Source organism: Neobacillus sp. BF23-41 (assembly GCF_041106275.1).
Genome location: NZ_JBGBPR010000008.1, coordinates 182,807 through 199,660 on the forward strand (window position 1 = coordinate 182,807; position 16,854 = coordinate 199,660).

Genomic DNA, 16,854 nt, shown 5'->3' on the forward strand with positions numbered 1-16,854 from the left:
TAGGTAGTCAAAATAACCAATCTAATGAACATCTCTAACATTTTCACAACTCCTTCTGTGGAATTGATTATTACTATTGATATCATATCGATTGTTTATTAAGTCTGTATTTATTAAATGTAAATTTATTGTCAATTTTGTAAAAGCAGTGAAATAGGTTAACGCTGGTGTATGTCATTATAGGAACAATGGATGGAATGAAATAAAGAAAGGGCGAAATGGACTAAACTATTTTAATATTTCGCTAAATTGTTATGAAAATTGTAAATACTCTGTTAATAAATGTAAAGAATGAGTGATTCTTCTTCTTTTTCTCACAGATTTTTATATCATGAGATTGTACTAAAATTTGAAACAATCAAGGAGGAAGAAAAAATGAAGGATCTAAAAAATTGGGTGTTAGTGTTAATGGCGTCTTTCATGTTGGTAGGAGTTGCCTCAGGTTGTAGCAATACAAAAACAGATGCGGATACAGAGCAAAATCAAGATTCAGGCGATACTGGTTCCCCAGACAGCGGAACTGATCAAGAGTCAGGAAAATAAGGGAAATAATAAAAAAGTAACCAATCATAATTTACAATAAATCATGCTCTAATTGGGAAATTCGTATGTAAAAACGAAATTTCTACTGGATTAATAAGAGTAGCTAACAGGGTGACCTAAACTTTTAGGCACCTTGTTTTTTTACTTATTTTACATGGGCATATAAACAGATGTTGACTGAGTTAAAACTACTAAACGAGAAAGGCAACACTAAAATTTTCCTATTTTTCTTTATATTTCTTTAACTCTACTTAACTTCTAATTTACAAAGCGAGAGTAGGATGGAGCGTGTAAGGACTACATATTAATAAGGAGATGTTTTTATGAAACGCAAAAAGATTCTGGCAGCATCGCTGGCTACTTTGCTTCTAGGTTCAACGTCAGCCTATGCAGGTTACACACAATTTGTCGGTCCTAAGGCAGATGGAACGGCTGTTACCTCTCATGGGTGGCCCGTTACTCCGTCTGGTCAACAAGTGACGCTTGGTGATTTCCCAATGGGTGGTGTATTAAGCCCGGATCACCGCTATCTTATTGTTTCCAACGATGGACAAGGGGAACAATCGCTTCAAGTGGTTGACGTTAGCACCCAGAAGGTCGTACAGACCATCCCATACAAATCTCCTGAATCCCTCTATTTTGGGGTCGCATTTAGCAGCGATGGAAAAACAGTCTATGCCTCAGCAGGAGGGAATAACAAGATCCGTGTCTATGGATTTGAAAATGGAACGTTAACTGAACAATCTCCAATTATGCTTAAAGATAGCAGCAAAACAAACTTTTATCCTGCTGGAATTTCCGTTTCACAGGATGGAACGTCACTCTTTGTTGCGAATAATTTAAATCATTCCGTTTCAAAAATTGACCTTTCCACAAATCAAATCGTAAAAACTATCGCAGTTGGGAAGCATCCGTATGCAGCTGTAATGAGCAATGATGGGAAATCCCTTTATGTCAGCAATTGGGGTGAAAGCAGCATCAGTGTGGTCGATCCAAAAACGCTGACGATCAAAAGCACCATTCCAGTAGGGCTGCATCCGAATGCGATTATTGAAAATGCATCGAACGGCATGATCTATGTATCCAATTCCGACAGCGATTCCGTTTCAATCATCGACACGAAACAACAAAAAGAAATCAAAGCCATTTCGCTTAGCCCATATAAAAATGCTCCTGCGGGAAGCCAGCCTAATGCTCTAACATTAAGCGAGGATGGCAAAACTTTATACGTTACCAACGGTGGAAATAACGACGTTGCGGTCATTGATCTGCAAAAAGGTGAAGTGAAGGGGTTAATTCCAACTGCCTGGTATCCAAGTGGTATCTATTTACATGATGACAAATTGATGGTTTTGAATGCCAAGGGCCTTGGTGCTGGTTCCAACCGAGAAGGCCAGTACATCGGTAATATGATGAAAGGAACCATGTCTTTTATCGATGTTCCGGATGATAAACAGCTGAAGAAATATACGAAACAAGTAGAAAAGAATAATGAAGTATATAAACCAACAGGATTCAGTGGAAGCGAAAAATTCCCAATCCCGCGCTTTGAAGGACAAGAATCACCGATTAAGCATGTCATTTATGTTATCAAGGAAAATCGTACGTATGACCAAGTATTTGGTGATATGGAAAAAGGAAATGGCGACCCCACCTTAACCATCTTTGGTAAAGGTATTACACCGAATATTCATAAGCTGGCCGATCAATTCGTTTTATTAGACAACTTTTATGCGAATGCTGAAATCAGTGCTCAGGGACATAACTGGTCTACAGCTGCACAGTCCAACGACTATGTAGAGAAAAACTGGCTTGCAAACTATTCTGGTCGTAACCGCGGCTATGACTTTGAAGGAGGCAATGAAGCGGCCTATCCAAAAGCGGGATTCTTATGGACGAATGCAAGTCGCTCGGGTGTATCATTCAGAAGCTATGGTGAATTCGTCAATTATGACAAAAATACAGGAAAATATGTAGCAGCTGAAGCTAGCATGGGCAATAATTTTGACCCTGACTACCCTTCCTATAATCTTAAAATTTCGGATCTTACCCGCTTGGAGGCGTGGTCTGAAGAATTTAAGCAATACGAAGATAACGGCAATCTTCCTCAGCTACAAATCGTTCGCCTGCCTAACGACCATACACTTGGAACAAAACCGGGTGAGTTAACCCCACAAGCCATGGTGGCACAAAACGATTATGCGCTTGGTAAGCTTGTCGATATGGTTAGTAACTCTTCTTATTGGAAGGATACTGCTATTTTTGTTACCGAAGATGATGCACAGAATGGTTGGGATTCAGTGGACGCTCACCGGACTACATCACTAGTTATCAGCCCTTACACACAAACGGGCAGCGTAGACAGCACATTATATGATACAACGTCCATGCTTCGTACGATGGAAATGATTTTGGGCATGAAACCTATGACACAGTTTGATGCATCAGCGGTGCCAATGGTCAATTCGTTCACCCAGAAACCTAACTTTTCAACATTTAAGGTTGAAGAACCAACCTATCCACTTGATCGTAAAAATGGAGAAACGGCACCGATGGCTCAAGAATCTAAAAAACTAGATTTCTCAGGAGTTGACCATGCCGATTCGGAAAAATTGAACAAGATTCTCTGGAAAGCTGCAAAAGGTGATAAACCTTATCCAGGCGAAAAAAAGAATAATTAAATAATGTAAGGAGGGTGACCCCATAGCAGGGTGTCAGGCACCATTCGTAAAATGCTGTAAATTCACAAGAGTTTTATACAGTATTCTGTCAGTGAGACCAGACACCATGGGTCATCCTTTTATTTTTGCAATTATAAAAATTACTATTTTAAAAGGATGGTTTTAAAAAATGATTCGATTTATTGAAGGATCGATGAAACGGTCCGTATTGATCCTGACATGTGTGGTTCTAATTATCGCCTGGGGTGCCATGTCTGCCGTGCAGATGCAGCGGGATTACTTACCTCCGATCAACAATACTGCCCTAATGGTCACGATTCAAGCCGATCAATATCAAGCTGATCAGGTCAAACAAATCCTTACCGCAAAGGTTGAGGAAGCGGTCGGATCTGTTGATAAGCTTGATTATCTGGAAACAAACTCATTTGATGGCGGTTTAATGGCGAGCCTCTATTTTCCAGGCCACACCGATATGGAAAAGGCAGAAACTGAAGTGAGGGCGGCGGTTAATAAAATTAACTTGCCGAACGGTGTGAAAACGCCGTTGATTACACGGGTCAGTACGAACTCTTTTCCAGTCATGCGAGTAAGCTTGACGAGTGCTGCCGGAAAAATTGATGAAAATCAATTACGTACATCTATTCAAGATCAAGTGGCCAATGAAATCAAGCGTGTTCCAGGCGTAAGAGAAGTACGTGTCACCGGGGCAGGGACTTCCGGATACGTGTTGACTTTGAAAGCAAATGCCCTCCAAAAATATGGGTTAACCATAAAAGACGTACAAGATGCTCTTGCTTCCATTCATCCAGAATGGCCGCAGGGAACCATCAAAGAAAAGGGCGGACCTGATGGCCAAATCTCCATGCCAATCCGTGTGACCGATTGGACTCTTAATAGTGCTGACTTAAAAAGTGTAAAGATTCCTGTTAGCGGGGGGATCATAGTAAGTTTACAGGAAGTAGCAGACATTGAGAGCAGTATTATTGACTTACAGACCATTTCTAGGACAGCAGGGCAGCCGAGTGTTTTGCTCGATGTCTTAAAAACACCTTCTTCAAACATTACCGATGTGACTGAACGAATCAACGAAAGGATTAAAGAAATACCAGAAATCAAGTCAGGAACAGTCGATCTTTCTATTCTTTTGGACCAGGGAAAAGACATAAACGCTGCTTTGAAGGGTCTGATCAAAGAGGGGTTATTGGGGATTCTGTTCTCGATCATTTGTGTATTTTTATTTTTCAGGAATGTCCGTTCGACATTGATTATCGCCTTATCCTTGCCTATCTGCCTCCTTGGTGCAACAGCGATCTTAAAAGCGATGGATGTCAGTTTGAATATCTTAACCATTTCTGGATTAATTGTTGCGATGGGCCGAGTCGTAGATGATTCGATCGTTGTCATCGATAATATGTACAGGAAACAAATGGAAAAACACAACGGACAGATATCAGCTCGGAACTTGGCTAGCGGGGTAGTGGAAATGATCCCAGCGATTGTTTCCTCCACTGCAACCACCGTTGCTGTGTTTCTTCCAATTAGTATCATCGGCGGGATGATTAGTACTGCTTTTTCTGGATTTGCCTGGTCAGTTGTAATCGCCCTTGTGACATCTCTTGCCGTTTCTATTATTGTCGTCCCAGCGTTAGCTCACTTATTATGGAAAAAATCGCCAATGAATAAGTCAGTAGAAATGGAGAGAAGGGCGCAAAACCTTCTTCATTGGGCATTTCTGAGGAGAAAAGTGGTAGTGGGACTTGCTGTGGTGCTTTTTGCCATCACCATAGCAGAAGCCGTATTTCTGCCGGTTAACTTTTTTCCAAGAGGAAATTCAAAGGATATAGCCATCCAGATCGAGCTCCCTGAAGGTGTACAGCTATCTGATGTGGATGCGGAAGTAAAAAATATCGAAACCATCTTAAAAAATGATCCTGAGGTAGATACCTACACTTCGACTCTCGGTTCGACATTTACACCAATGTTTGATGATGTCTTTGATGAAGGCGGCGGTTGGATGCAAAAGCAGAATATCGCCAATATTTCAGTTGGAATCAAAGATAAAAGCGACATCGATTCATTCGTAAAAAAAATGCGCCAGCAGTTTGGCAGATTATCCACATCTGCCGTCTATACCGTTTCTAATCAAAATATTTCTGGAGATGATTCTCGCTTAAAGGTGATTTTAACCGGGGCTGACCAGCAAAATCTTTCCAAAGCTAGCATTATGGTAAGAAGTAAACTGCAGATGATCCCTGGTTTAAGTATAGAAGGAGCGGCAAATGATGCCGATGCATCAATGAAACATTATCTTTCACTTAAGCAGGAGGAAATTCAACGCTTGGGTATAAATGTCGATGAAGTTCTTAATCGGATTGATCGTTATTTATCTAAAGACGTTAGGATGGATGTTTCCTCCGGTGACCTGACTACCCCAATTGCCCTTCGGTTAGACAATCAGGAAAGTCTTGTTGCAGCTGATGACCCGGATCCTGAAAAAACGATTCTATCAAAAATTGGCCATGAAATGTTTACTGCCAAGAACGGTTCAAAGGTGTCGTTGGCAGAGATTACGACCTTGGAGACCAGTACCCAAACGGTGAGCAGTGAGCGGGAAGGACGTCCATTTGCTGCCGTGACAGGAAATATTATTACTCGGGACATTGGGAAAGTAACAAATCAAGTAAATGAAACAATGAAAGGTTTGGACCTGCCTTCCGGTATTGATTATTCGCTTGGAGGGATCTCACAGCAAGTCAAGCAAATGGTGATTGAAATGAGCCTTGCTTTGGCACTGTCCCTATTGCTAGTCCTTATGATTGTAAGTGCAGTTTTTCGCGGCTGGCATGCACCGGTTTCTGTGATCATGTGCATTCCTTTGGCGTTAATCGGATCGGTTTGGAGCATGGCCATCTTCGGAATGGAGTGGAATCTTGCCGCATTGATTGGAATATTGATGCTCGCTGGTATTGTCGTCACCAACGGAATTGTGCTTGTCGATAAAATTGAACGTAACATTTCTGAGGGGATGGAAACAAAACAGGCGATTCTGCTTGGAACCTCTACAAGGGTTCGACCTGTGTTAATGACAGCAGGAACTACCATCTTAACCTTGCTTCCCTTAGCTTTCTCAGGTAACGGAAATACGATTATTTCAAAAACGCTTGGTGTTGTTGTCGTTGGCGGCATGATTAGCTCGACACTGATCAGCCTTTTGGTTATCCCGATTATGTACGATTGGATGAGTGGGAAAGTCAGAAAAATAAAGACTAAACAACAACAGTTGTCAGCATAATGACTGGAAAGCAAATATCACCTGCTTAATAAGGGCGGTGATATTTTTATTAAATGAAGAAAGGTGAATTTTAACAAAAAAGGACAACAAGCAATTCAAATTTACAAAAAACATCATATCTTTACAAAACTATACAAACCATTAATACTCAGTTAACAAAAAAGGATTAATCTAAAACACGTAAACAACAACATAATTCATAGGGGGATTTAACGAGATGAAAAGTTTGAAAAAATTAAGTCTACTTACATTGCTAGCTGCGTTAATGGTTTTTATGGCTGCTTGTGGAGGCGCAGCTTCTACAGAAAAGACAGAAGGAACTGCGAAGAAAGAAAAAGCAAAGACTGAAGAAACAAAAGAACTTTCTGGCTCATTAAGTATTTCCGGCTCCTCGGCGATGCAGCCTTTAGTGGCAGCGGCAGCTGAAGAATTTATGGCTAATAATCCTAAAGTTGATATTCAAGTAAATGCGGGTGGATCTGGTACAGGCTTATCACAAGTTGCTGAAGGATCCGTTCAAATTGGTAACTCAGACGTTTTTGCAGAAGAAAAAGAAGGTATCCCGGCTGATCAGCTTGTAGACCATAAAGTTGCTGTAGTAGGTATGACTGCTGCTGTTAACCCTAAAGTAGGGATTAAAGATATTAAAAAAGCTGATTTAATTAAAGTTTTCACTGGAAAAATCACAAACTGGAAAGAACTTGGCGGTGCTGATCAAAAAATCGTTCTTGTAAACCGTCCTGACTCTTCAGGAACTCGTGCTGTATTCAATAAGTTTGCCCTTGATGGTGCAACACCTGCTGAAGGAATTACCGAAGATTCTTCAAACACAGTTAAAAAGATTATTAATGAAACTGACGGTGCCATTGGTTACCTAGCATTCTCATACTTTACTGACGAATCTGTTACACCTCTTGCCATCGATGGTGTTGAACCAACTGCAGAAAATGTACAATCTGGTGACTTCCCAGTTTGGGCTTATCAACATTCATATACTAAAGGTGAGCCAGATGAGCTTTCTAAAGCATTCTTCGATTATATGATGAGTGATGATGTTCAAAACAATTTATTAAAAGAACAAGGCTACCTGCCTGTAACAGAAATGACAGTCGAACGTGACGCAAAAGGTAATCAAAAAGATATTTAAGAATGGTATTTTTATATTCATTATGTTTAGTAGCTGATAGAGAACCAACATAACCTTTATCTAGGAGGATATTAATGAATAAGAGGAGATTAGGTAAAAGAGGTACTGCTTTCGCTCTAACACTAGCTTTAACCATTCCTGCTCTAACACCTGCAGCAGCCGCAACAAATAGTCAGGTAAAAATTGATTCCGTAAAATTTAACGGAATGCCAACACCTACAACTATAGAGCAAATGGTAAAAACGTATTCAACTGCGACGGTTGATGTAAAATACAGCAATGGAAAAGTAAAAACGTTCCCTCTATCATATAAAAGACTTTTTAAATCAGAAGATAAGATCGCTATCAATAACGGTGAATTAATTCCTGCAGGTACACCGATTGATTATTATGGGGATCCAATCATGGACACTAGTATTCCTGGATCACCACAACCATTCGTGTCGGATGCACCTGATTCCAACAGTTTACTAAATCCGATTAACGGTAATCTTTATATGGTTACACATTATGAATATCAGACATTAGATGCGGCTGGTAATTCAGCCTATGGAATTGTTCCGGCTTCGATGTCCTTAACCACTTTAGACCAAAATAAGAAGACTGGTGAATTGAAAGCTAAAGAGGTCAAGAAAATTGATTTTTCAGATGTTAACGGACTTTGGATTCCTTGTAATGGATCGCTTTCACCATGGAATACACATTTAGGATCCGAAGAGTATGAGCCAGACGCACGCAAGTACGAATTTGACGTGAAGTCATCGGCAAGAACTTCCGTTGAAAGCTTTTCACAGCTTTATTTCGGGGATAAATTAAAAGCAAATCCATATTTCTATGGTTACGTTCCAGAAATCCAAGTAAAGAAAAACGGTAAAGTAAAAGTTGAGAAGCATTACAGTATCGGCCGTTTCTCACATGAATTAATGAAGATGATGCCTGACAACCGTACAGCCTACTTTGGTGATGACGGCGCAAATACCGGTATGTTCATGTATGTAGCCGATAAAGCGAAAGATTTATCAGCTGGTACATTATACGCTGCTAAATTCGTCCAAACTGGGACTGAAAATGGCGGTTCAGGAAATTTAGAATGGGTTAAGCTAGGACATGCCAATGATAAGGAAATTCAATCGATCATTGACAAGGATATTAAATTCAGTGACATTTTTGAAACGTCTGATACTGCTCAACCAGGTTTTAAAGCGATTAAACAATATTCCTATGGCCAAACAGAATATGTAAAACTTAAGCCTGGTATGGAAAAAGCGGCAGCATTTCTTGAATCACGCCGCTATGCAGCGTACCTTGGTGCCACTACTGAATTCAACAAAATGGAAGGTGTCACTTATAACGCCAAAGATAACAAGGTGTATATCGCTATTTCCGACCAAAGCGGCAGCATGGAAAAAGACAGCACAGGAAAAGATCCAGTTGATGATATGCAATTACCTAAAATTAAGTCCGGTGCAACTTATCAATTAGATTTAATGAGCGGTCAAAAAGATAACAGCGGCCGCGGCATTCTTAGTAAATATGTAGCTACAACGATGTCAGGTTTACTTACAGGTGAAGACCTTGCTACGGCTGATGCTTTCGGTAATACAGCGAATGTAGATAAAGTAGCAAGTCCTGATAATTTAAGCTACTCAGAAGAAATGAAAACCTTATTTATTGGTGAAGATAGCAGTAAGCATACGAATAACTATGTATGGGCTTATAATGTCGATACGAAAGAGTTAACACGTATTTTATCGAACCCAGCAGGAGCGGAATCCACTGGATTGTTCGCAGCGGATGATCGGAATGGTTTCTCTTATATTATGAGTAATTTCCAACATCCTGGAGATGAATTAGATGCTAAAGCTATTACTGCCGTTAATAAAGAAGATTTAAAGAAAGCAATGGAAACAGAAATTGGTATTGATAAAACAGGCGGTGTTGGTTATATCTCTGGTCTTCCGTCATTTACGAATATGCCGGATTTCACAGCTCCTGCGGCTCCAACAGTTAACCAAGTAACGGATCAATCAACATCTGTAACAGGGAAAGCAGAAGTGAATGCAACGGTTAAGCTTTATGTAAATGGAAGATATCAAAAGAGTTCCACTGCTGATAAAAATGGTAATTATAAATTTGTAATTGCTAAGCAGCGTGCAGCAACAGAAATAAAAATTACTGTGACTGATGAAGCCGGGAATGTAAGCACTGCAAAGAGTGTTAAAGTTGTCGATAAGACAGCTCCTGCTAAACCTTCAGTAAATAAAGTAACCTCTAAGTCTACTATTGTTACAGGAAAAGCTGAAATTGGCTCGACCGTCTATGTTTATAACGGAAAAACATATGTAAGCAAAGCAATTGCAGATGCAAAGGGGAATTACCAAGTCAAAATTAAAGCTCAGAAAAAACGTACTACCTTGACAATTTTTTCTAAAGATAAGGCTGGTAATAAAAGCAATTCTGTCTCCATTAAAGTAAATTAGGAACAATTACTCAAACAAACACTTGTTACCTTATCTAGATTGGCCTAAGAATAATCAACATAAAAAAAGCCTTAATTCCCTTACTGTACAAGGAATTAAGGCTTTTTTAATATTGTCCATCTCAAAGCTGGGTGTCAGGCACCATGTGAAATTTTCACATGGTGCCTGACACCCTTCATTTTTTTCTTAAGGATAAGTTAAGGAACCGACAAGATAATAGGCTCATCAAATAAAAACTTCCCTGGTGTCGGAGGGGTAATGCAGCAGGGAGCAAAAGGAGTATATAGGAATGAAAAAGTTGATTTGGATTCTCATAAGTGTTTTGGTGATTGGTTTTGTCGGGTTTCAATACTATAAATCAAAAACAGTCAGCACGGAGACAACGGCTCAAACTCGAACCGCCGTTGTACAACAAGGCAAACTCGAAGTGAAGATTAGTGGATCTGGCACCGTTGCACCAGTGACTAGTGAAGACATTAAATCCACGGTCGATAATGATGAAATTGATGAAGTGTTAGTTTCTGCAGGGGACACCGTAAGAGAGGGAGATGAGTTGATTACCTTCACAGATGATAGTGCCCCGATTACGGCCCCAGCAGATGGTAAGATTACAACCGTCTCCGTTACTGACGGAGAACGGGTTACAAATGGACAGGTTATCGCTCATCTTACTGATTACGAGGATTTACAAACAGTGGTTCAGGTGGATGAACTAGACATTACTAAGATAAAAAAGAAACAAACCGTTAGTATAACTGTGAGTGCCTATCCTGACACCACTTTTACAGGAAAGGTAACGGATATTGCAGCTGAAGGAACCTCTGCAAACGGAACATCCACTTTTGATGTCACCATTCATATCGATCAACCTAAAAACTTAAAGGTTGGGATGAGTACAGAAGCAAGTATCCTCACCGAAAGTAAGGAAAAGGCTCTTTACGTTCCAGTTGATGGTGTGTATACAAGCAATAATGAGAAGTATGTTGTTGTGACTTCCACTGCTACCGATGCTAGTTCTGCAAGCAGTACTAGCCAGCAAAAGACCGTGAAAACGGGCATTTCGACTGATGATTATGTAGAACTTACAGAGGGGGTAACGGCAGGCGAAACGATTCAATTACCTGCTCTTGCAACTAGTAGTTCTTCTAACAATCAAAGCGGCAGGATGCAAGGCGGCATGGGCGGAATGGGAGCAATGACTGGCGGTGGAATGCCTCCAAGCGGTGGTGGACAGGGACAAACTAGCACGAGTGGAAAGGGTGGCAATTAATGAGTACCCCAATTATTGAGATAAAAAATATGATGAAGTCCTATAAACTTGGCGGTGAAACCGTCTATGCTCTCAATGATGTTTCACTAGAAATTCAAAAGGGCGAGTTTCTAGCGATTATTGGCCCATCGGGATCGGGAAAATCGACATTAATGAATATGCTCGGCTGCCTTGACCGACCCAATAAGGGTACCTATCACCTAGATGGCAAAGATATTGGAAAAATGGACGATAACAGCTTGGCGACCATTCGTAATGGTAAGATTGGGTTTATTTTTCAAAACTTTAACTTATTAAATAAGCTCACAGCACTCGAAAATGTAGAATTGCCATTGTTATATGCCGGTGTGTCAACGCGTGAAAGGCGCGAGCGCGCTTTAGACGGATTGGATAAGGTGGGCTTGAAGGATCGTGCCGGACATCTTCCGACCCAACTTTCCGGGGGTCAGCAGCAAAGGGTTGCGATTGCGAGAGCGCTTGTTGGGCAGCCGGCGATTCTCCTCGCCGATGAACCAACAGGGGCACTGGATAGCAAAACGAGCAAGGAGATTCTCTTTTTAATGAAGGAATTGAATGAATTAGGACATACGATTATTTTAATCACACATGATCTAGAGATAGCGAAACAAGCAAGAAGAATGGTTAGTATTCAGGATGGCCAGCTCTTTGAGAATGGGGGTGTACTACTTGGGAATCATGCAATCTATTAAGATGGCCCTTCGGAGTATTCGAAGCAATAAACTCCGGGCTGTCTTGACGATGCTCGGCATCATTATTGGGGTCTCGTCTGTCATTGTGCTGGTGTCGATTGCACAAGGGTCAGCGAAAAACGTCACAAGTCAAATCAATCAATTGGGAACGAACCTTTTGACCGTTAATACCTATAGTACGGACATTGAATTAACCGAGGATAAAATTAATGAGTTAAGTGATATTGATGGAGTCAAAGCTGTTGCACCGGTTGTTTCGGGTCGTGTTTATGTGAAGAAGGAGCGGACCTCCTCACAGATTACCTTAACAGGAACAAACGCCGCATATTCAACGGTACGTGATACGAAGGTTAGTCAAGGTCGCTTTATTACCGATCTGGACGTAGAATACCGCCAAAAGATTGTTGTTCTTGGCTCGGATACCGCTGCGACATTTTTTGGCACAGAGAATCCAATCGGCCAATATATCCAGGTGTCAGGCACCTCGTTCAAAGTTGTCGGGGTATTAGCTTCGAAAGGGAGTTCACTCGGGCAGAGCGGGGATAATGTGGTCATCGTCCCATTAAGCACGGGGCAGCGTTTAGTTGGCAGTACGACAATAAGCACCGTTTATTTGCAAGGCAAAAGCGAAGAACAAATGGATTTCGTCATGAATGAGGTTAAATTGTCACTGGCCAGTATGTATCCCGGCAAAAGTGACTATTATGGCGTAACGAATCAGCAGGATGTGATGGACACGATGAGTTCAGTATCCGACACGATGACGATGATGCTTGGAGGAATTGCAAGTATATCCTTGCTTGTCGGCGGGATCGGCATCATGAATATTATGCTTGTGTCCGTATCAGAACGGACGAAGGAAATTGGAATCAGAAAAGCGATTGGCGCAAAAAGACGTGATGTGCTCCTGCAATTCTTAATTGAGGCGGTCGTCTTAAGCTCAATGGGTGGATTGATTGGAATTTTATTCGGATTAGGATTAGGAAAGGTTGTCTCATCACTGATGAGTTTAAGCATCGCTTACTCCCCAACCGTGATTCTATCATCGTTCCTATTCTCGCTTGTGGTCGGGGTCGTCTTCGGCGTATTCCCTGCCAACAAGGCATCCAAACTGAATCCGATCCAAGCACTTCGCTACCAATAAACTTGATTTATTAAAAAATTAGTAGTTCAAAGCGGCAATTTACAAGAGAGTATCTATAAAAATATAACAAAATGAGGAGAATTTATATGAAAAATACGAGAAAAGCCCATTTATGGATTGGTTTAATTTGTTCTATCTTTATCCTAATCGAGTCAATTACGGGTTTGTTAATGAACGAGCCGTGGTTAATCGGTCAGACACAAATGGAAGGAAATCGAGGCAATTTCCAGCCGGGTCAATTTAATCAAGGTGTAGGCCCACAAGGTGCAACCACAAACTCAAGCCAAACAACTGGGCAAACTCAATCGCAGAATCCTGCTAGCAATCAAATGCAGACAAACGGCCAAACTCAAGGACAAACAGGAACAAACGCAACTGGTCAATTCCTTGGACGCATGGGCGCTGGCGGCCCTGGGGGAGAAGGCGGAACGAGTTCGATCACAAGTATCATTAGAGGTCTTCATGAAGGGAAAATCGGCACGACTAATGTGAAATGGCTGGTCGACCTAGTTGCGATCGCCATGATTTTCTTAACAGTTTCAGGAATTTACTTATCCTTGAAAGTCCTTCATGCAGAAAGGATGAGGAAAAAACGAAAAGCAGACGGGAAGGTGGCATAAATTTTTTGTCAAAAAAAGGAGCAGTAGACCATCAAATAGATTGTGAATTCTGACCAGATTGGTGAAGATGGGGACGGCAAAATATATATTTACCCGAATTAAGAATCATAGTATGAGTAATGGTGTATTATCTGGCTTAGTTGCACCAGGGTCTTCCTGCTTACAAAGGATAGGTGAGGGAGACCGAGTGCATACTAGTCTTTTTAATTTTGAAGAAATATCTGGAGTCACAGATGAAAATACTTCTCAAGAAAATCTATTAAAGTGGTTTGATAGAAAAATTAATGCTGCTTATATACAAGTAACTATATGATACTTGTATATAAGCAGCTATTTTATTGTACAAAAATAAACAATTAACAAGAAAAGAAATACGTTTAAGAGATCTCTAAAACTATGGTGTTTTAATTATGTTGTAAGACTAATAAAACCTGCTTTAGTTAAAGTTTTTCAATAAATCTTATCTTGGCATAAGAGGACTTCAGAAAAATAATCACGATATAGGCATAAGGGGCTAATTCTCTAAATATATTAGACTCGTATGATTTTTTAACAAGTTTATAGTTGAAGGGAGAAATGGTATGAGGAAGAAGATGACTGCTTTAATGGTGAGCTTGGGGTTGTTATTCGCTAGCATTCCTGCGCTTGCTACATCAAATGAATCTGGGAACGGTGGCACTCAGAATTTCAAAAAGGCCACACAAAAGGTCAATCCCGTCATTCAGATTCAAGAACGGAAGTCACAGAGCGATAAAGCCATGGCTACATTTAAAAGCAGCAATGGTAAAAGCTATAAAGAAGGGGAAGTAATCGTAAAGTTTAAAAATACTTATAAAACTGAAAGTTTAGGTGTTTTACAGACGAAGTTCAGCTTGAAGACGAAAAAGAATTTAAATCAATCTAATACAAAACTCATCAGCTTCAATGCTAAAATTCCAATGCAGGAAGTACTGAAATCTCTTAATGCCTCTCCGCAAGTCGAGTATGCGGAGCCTAACTATATACTTAAAGCTGATGCTGTATCAGACCCTATGTTTGGACAGCTATGGGGACTGAAAAATACAGGTCAGTCCATTTTGGGGGTTCCTGGTAAAGCTGGAATTGATATTGGAGCGGAAGCCGCATGGGCTGTGACAAAGGGAAGTACGAGTTTAGTCATAGCGGTCATTGATACTGGGGTAGATATCAATCATCCTGATTTGAAAGCTCAGATCTGGAAAAACCCTGGAGAGGTTGCTGGAGACGGCATCGACAATGACAAAAACGGATATGTTGATGATGTAAACGGCTGGGATTTCTATAATATCGACAATACAGTTTTTGACGCGGCCGATGGGGATGAACACGGTACACACGTTTCTGGAACAATTGCAGGAACAGCCAATACATTAGGGGTTATTGGGGTAGCGCCAAATGTAAAGATTATGCCGCTGAAATTCCTTGGTCCTGATGGAGGCTACACGTCTGATGCTATTTTAGCAGTAAATTATGCGAAGGCAAAAGGGGTCAAGGTTACCAACAACTCGTGGGGTGGAGGAGGCTTCAGCCAAGCCTTGTACGATGCGATTCAAAATTCTAACTCCCTTTTTATAGCGGCAGCTGGAAATGATGGAACAGACAATGATTCTTCACCACATTATCCATCTAACTATAATTTACCGAATGTTTTGTCGGTAGCTGCCATTGATAATACAGGAAACCTAGCATGGTTTTCCAATTATGGAGCTACAACTGTTGATATCGCAGCGCCTGGCCAGGATATCTTAAGTACAGTACCGGCAACAACGCCTGGAAATTACACCAATGCTTACGATTATTTCAGCGGAACATCAATGGCTACTCCTCATGTCACTGGGACAGCAGCATTGTTCTTGAGCAAGAATCCAGCCGCTGCTCCTTTAACAATGAAGGATGCTATTTTGAAAAATTCAACAGCTCTTTCCTCCTTAAAAGGGGCTATATTAACGGGAAGTATGTTAAGTGCAAACAAAACAGTCAATTTCCAACCGGATAACGATATTCCGGGCTTACCATTCCCAGGCACAAGTGTAACAAATACTGTAAGTTCAACAAGCGATCTAGATGATGTTTACGCCATCAATATGCTGAAAGGCGAAAAAGTCACGATTACCTTGTCCGGTGCAACTGGTACGGATTTTGACATATATCTATATAACAGTAGCGCTACAACGGTAAAAAGTAGCGCAGGTATTGTGGCTTATTCTGAAAAAACTGGGACATCGAGTGAGACATTAACGTACATTGCTCCAGCAGACGGCAAGTATTACTTAGATGTATACGCTTTCAAAGGAGCAGGAACTTATACAGCGACCGTGAAGGCTGGCGCAACAGTCGGAACGTATGAGAATACGGCTAAAGAAATTGGATATATCGGTACTTGGAGTACTTTCTCAAATGTTAATACATCGGGTGGATCATTTGCTGGAACAAATACCATGGGATCAAAGGCACAGTTTGTTTTTAATGGTACAGGAGTTACTGTATCAGGGGTCAAATATGGAACGCAGGGAATTGTGAAGGTAACTGTGGACGGTGTAAGTACTTTTGTATCATTGTATTCCGCTACTTCGCTTTATAAGCAGCTGTATTATACTAAAACAGGACTCACTGCTGGGCGGCACGTCCTAACCATTGAATGGACAGGAAAAGCTGCGACAGGCGTGAAAAAGACCGCAACCGGGGTGAATCTCGATACGATTATTGTAAAGTAATTTAGCTATATGGCATGGTCATCAGTTTAGGTTGCTCAAAAGCGGTTCAGGCATTTACCTATCCTTAAAAGTCCTCAAAGCCGATAGAAAGAGAAAAAGTCGTAAAAACAATGACCAAGTAGCTTAACAGTCAGGGTGTCAGGCACCATGTGAAAAATTCACATGGTGCCTGACACTTTTTTACTTTAACGCAAAATATACGTTTTTTCGTCAAAATGCTATAATAAAAAAGGTA

The 16,854-nt window shown here is 40.8% G+C and carries 11 protein-coding genes; all 11 read left to right on the forward strand.

Annotated features, from left to right (window positions below):
* Positions 1–375: 375 nt before the first annotated feature.
* The 11 genes from AB7942_RS14605 to AB7942_RS14655 all read left to right on the forward strand — a co-directional run bounded on the left by AB7942_RS14605 (position 376) and on the right by AB7942_RS14655 (position 16,619).
* Positions 376–543, forward strand: coding sequence for a hypothetical protein (locus AB7942_RS14605; RefSeq protein WP_179195959.1), 168 nt, complete (start codon positions 376–378; stop codon positions 541–543).
* Positions 544–866: 323 nt separating this feature from the next.
* Positions 867–3,224 (forward strand): bifunctional YncE family protein/alkaline phosphatase family protein, encoded by a 2,358-nt coding sequence (locus AB7942_RS14610; RefSeq protein ID WP_369447407.1) that lies wholly within the window; start codon positions 867–869, stop codon positions 3,222–3,224.
* Positions 3,225–3,393: 169 nt separating this feature from the next.
* Positions 3,394–6,516 carry an efflux RND transporter permease subunit gene (locus tag AB7942_RS14615; protein ID WP_369447408.1) on the forward strand — a complete coding sequence of 1,041 codons (3,123 nt, stop codon included), beginning with the start codon at positions 3,394–3,396 and terminating at the stop codon, positions 6,514–6,516.
* A 217-nt stretch (positions 6,517–6,733) separates the two neighbouring features.
* Positions 6,734–7,663, forward strand: coding sequence for a phosphate ABC transporter substrate-binding protein (locus AB7942_RS14620; RefSeq protein WP_369447409.1), 930 nt, complete (start codon positions 6,734–6,736; stop codon positions 7,661–7,663).
* A 74-nt stretch (positions 7,664–7,737) separates the two neighbouring features.
* Complete coding sequence (locus AB7942_RS14625; RefSeq protein ID WP_369447410.1) at positions 7,738–10,143, forward strand: Ig-like domain-containing protein; 2,406 nt, start codon at positions 7,738–7,740, stop codon at positions 10,141–10,143.
* 289 nt (positions 10,144–10,432) lie between these two features.
* On the forward strand, positions 10,433–11,413 hold the full coding sequence (locus AB7942_RS14630; RefSeq protein ID WP_369447411.1) for an efflux RND transporter periplasmic adaptor subunit: 981 nt from the start codon (positions 10,433–10,435) through the stop codon (positions 11,411–11,413).
* Positions 11,413–12,123 (forward strand): ABC transporter ATP-binding protein, encoded by a 711-nt coding sequence (locus AB7942_RS14635; protein WP_098932632.1) that lies wholly within the window; start codon positions 11,413–11,415, stop codon positions 12,121–12,123. Before AB7942_RS14630 ends, AB7942_RS14635 begins: the two co-directional genes overlap by 1 nt.
* Positions 12,110–13,267 carry an ABC transporter permease gene (locus tag AB7942_RS14640; RefSeq protein WP_369447440.1) on the forward strand — a complete coding sequence of 386 codons (1,158 nt, stop codon included), beginning with the start codon at positions 12,110–12,112 and terminating at the stop codon, positions 13,265–13,267. The genes AB7942_RS14635 and AB7942_RS14640 overlap by 14 nt, the downstream gene beginning before the upstream one ends.
* A gap of 86 nt (positions 13,268–13,353) precedes the next feature.
* Positions 13,354–13,887: a PepSY-associated TM helix domain-containing protein gene (locus tag AB7942_RS14645; RefSeq protein WP_369447412.1), complete on the forward strand. Its 534-nt coding sequence runs from the start codon at positions 13,354–13,356 to the stop codon at positions 13,885–13,887.
* Between the two features lie 67 nt (positions 13,888–13,954).
* Positions 13,955–14,200 carry a hypothetical protein gene (locus AB7942_RS14650; protein WP_369447413.1) on the forward strand — a complete coding sequence of 82 codons (246 nt, stop codon included), beginning with the start codon at positions 13,955–13,957 and terminating at the stop codon, positions 14,198–14,200.
* Positions 14,201–14,468: 268 nt separating this feature from the next.
* Entirely contained in the window at positions 14,469–16,619 is a 2,151-nt protein-coding gene (locus tag AB7942_RS14655) for a S8 family serine peptidase (RefSeq protein WP_369447414.1), read from the forward strand.
* Positions 16,620–16,854 lie beyond the last annotated feature (235 nt).

What these genes read in the sequence shown, in the direction of transcription:
- AB7942_RS14630 (WP_369447411.1), top strand. Translation starts at nt 10,433, where the DNA reads ATGAAAAAGTTGATTTGGATTCTCATAAGTGTTTTGGTGATTGGTTTT.
- AB7942_RS14650 (WP_369447413.1), top strand. Translation starts at nt 13,955, where the DNA reads ATGGGGACGGCAAAATATATATTTACCCGAATTAAGAATCATAGTATG.
- AB7942_RS14640 (WP_369447440.1), top strand. Translation starts at nt 12,110, where the DNA reads ATGCAATCTATTAAGATGGCCCTTCGGAGTATTCGAAGCAATAAACTC.
- AB7942_RS14610 (WP_369447407.1), top strand. Translation starts at nt 867, where the DNA reads ATGAAACGCAAAAAGATTCTGGCAGCATCGCTGGCTACTTTGCTTCTA.
- AB7942_RS14605 (WP_179195959.1), top strand. Translation starts at nt 376, where the DNA reads ATGAAGGATCTAAAAAATTGGGTGTTAGTGTTAATGGCGTCTTTCATG.
- AB7942_RS14655 (WP_369447414.1), top strand. Translation starts at nt 14,469, where the DNA reads ATGAGGAAGAAGATGACTGCTTTAATGGTGAGCTTGGGGTTGTTATTC.
- AB7942_RS14625 (WP_369447410.1), top strand. Translation starts at nt 7,738, where the DNA reads ATGAATAAGAGGAGATTAGGTAAAAGAGGTACTGCTTTCGCTCTAACA.
- AB7942_RS14615 (WP_369447408.1), top strand. Translation starts at nt 3,394, where the DNA reads ATGATTCGATTTATTGAAGGATCGATGAAACGGTCCGTATTGATCCTG.
- AB7942_RS14645 (WP_369447412.1), top strand. Translation starts at nt 13,354, where the DNA reads ATGAAAAATACGAGAAAAGCCCATTTATGGATTGGTTTAATTTGTTCT.
- AB7942_RS14635 (WP_098932632.1), top strand. Translation starts at nt 11,413, where the DNA reads ATGAGTACCCCAATTATTGAGATAAAAAATATGATGAAGTCCTATAAA.
- AB7942_RS14620 (WP_369447409.1), top strand. Translation starts at nt 6,734, where the DNA reads ATGAAAAGTTTGAAAAAATTAAGTCTACTTACATTGCTAGCTGCGTTA.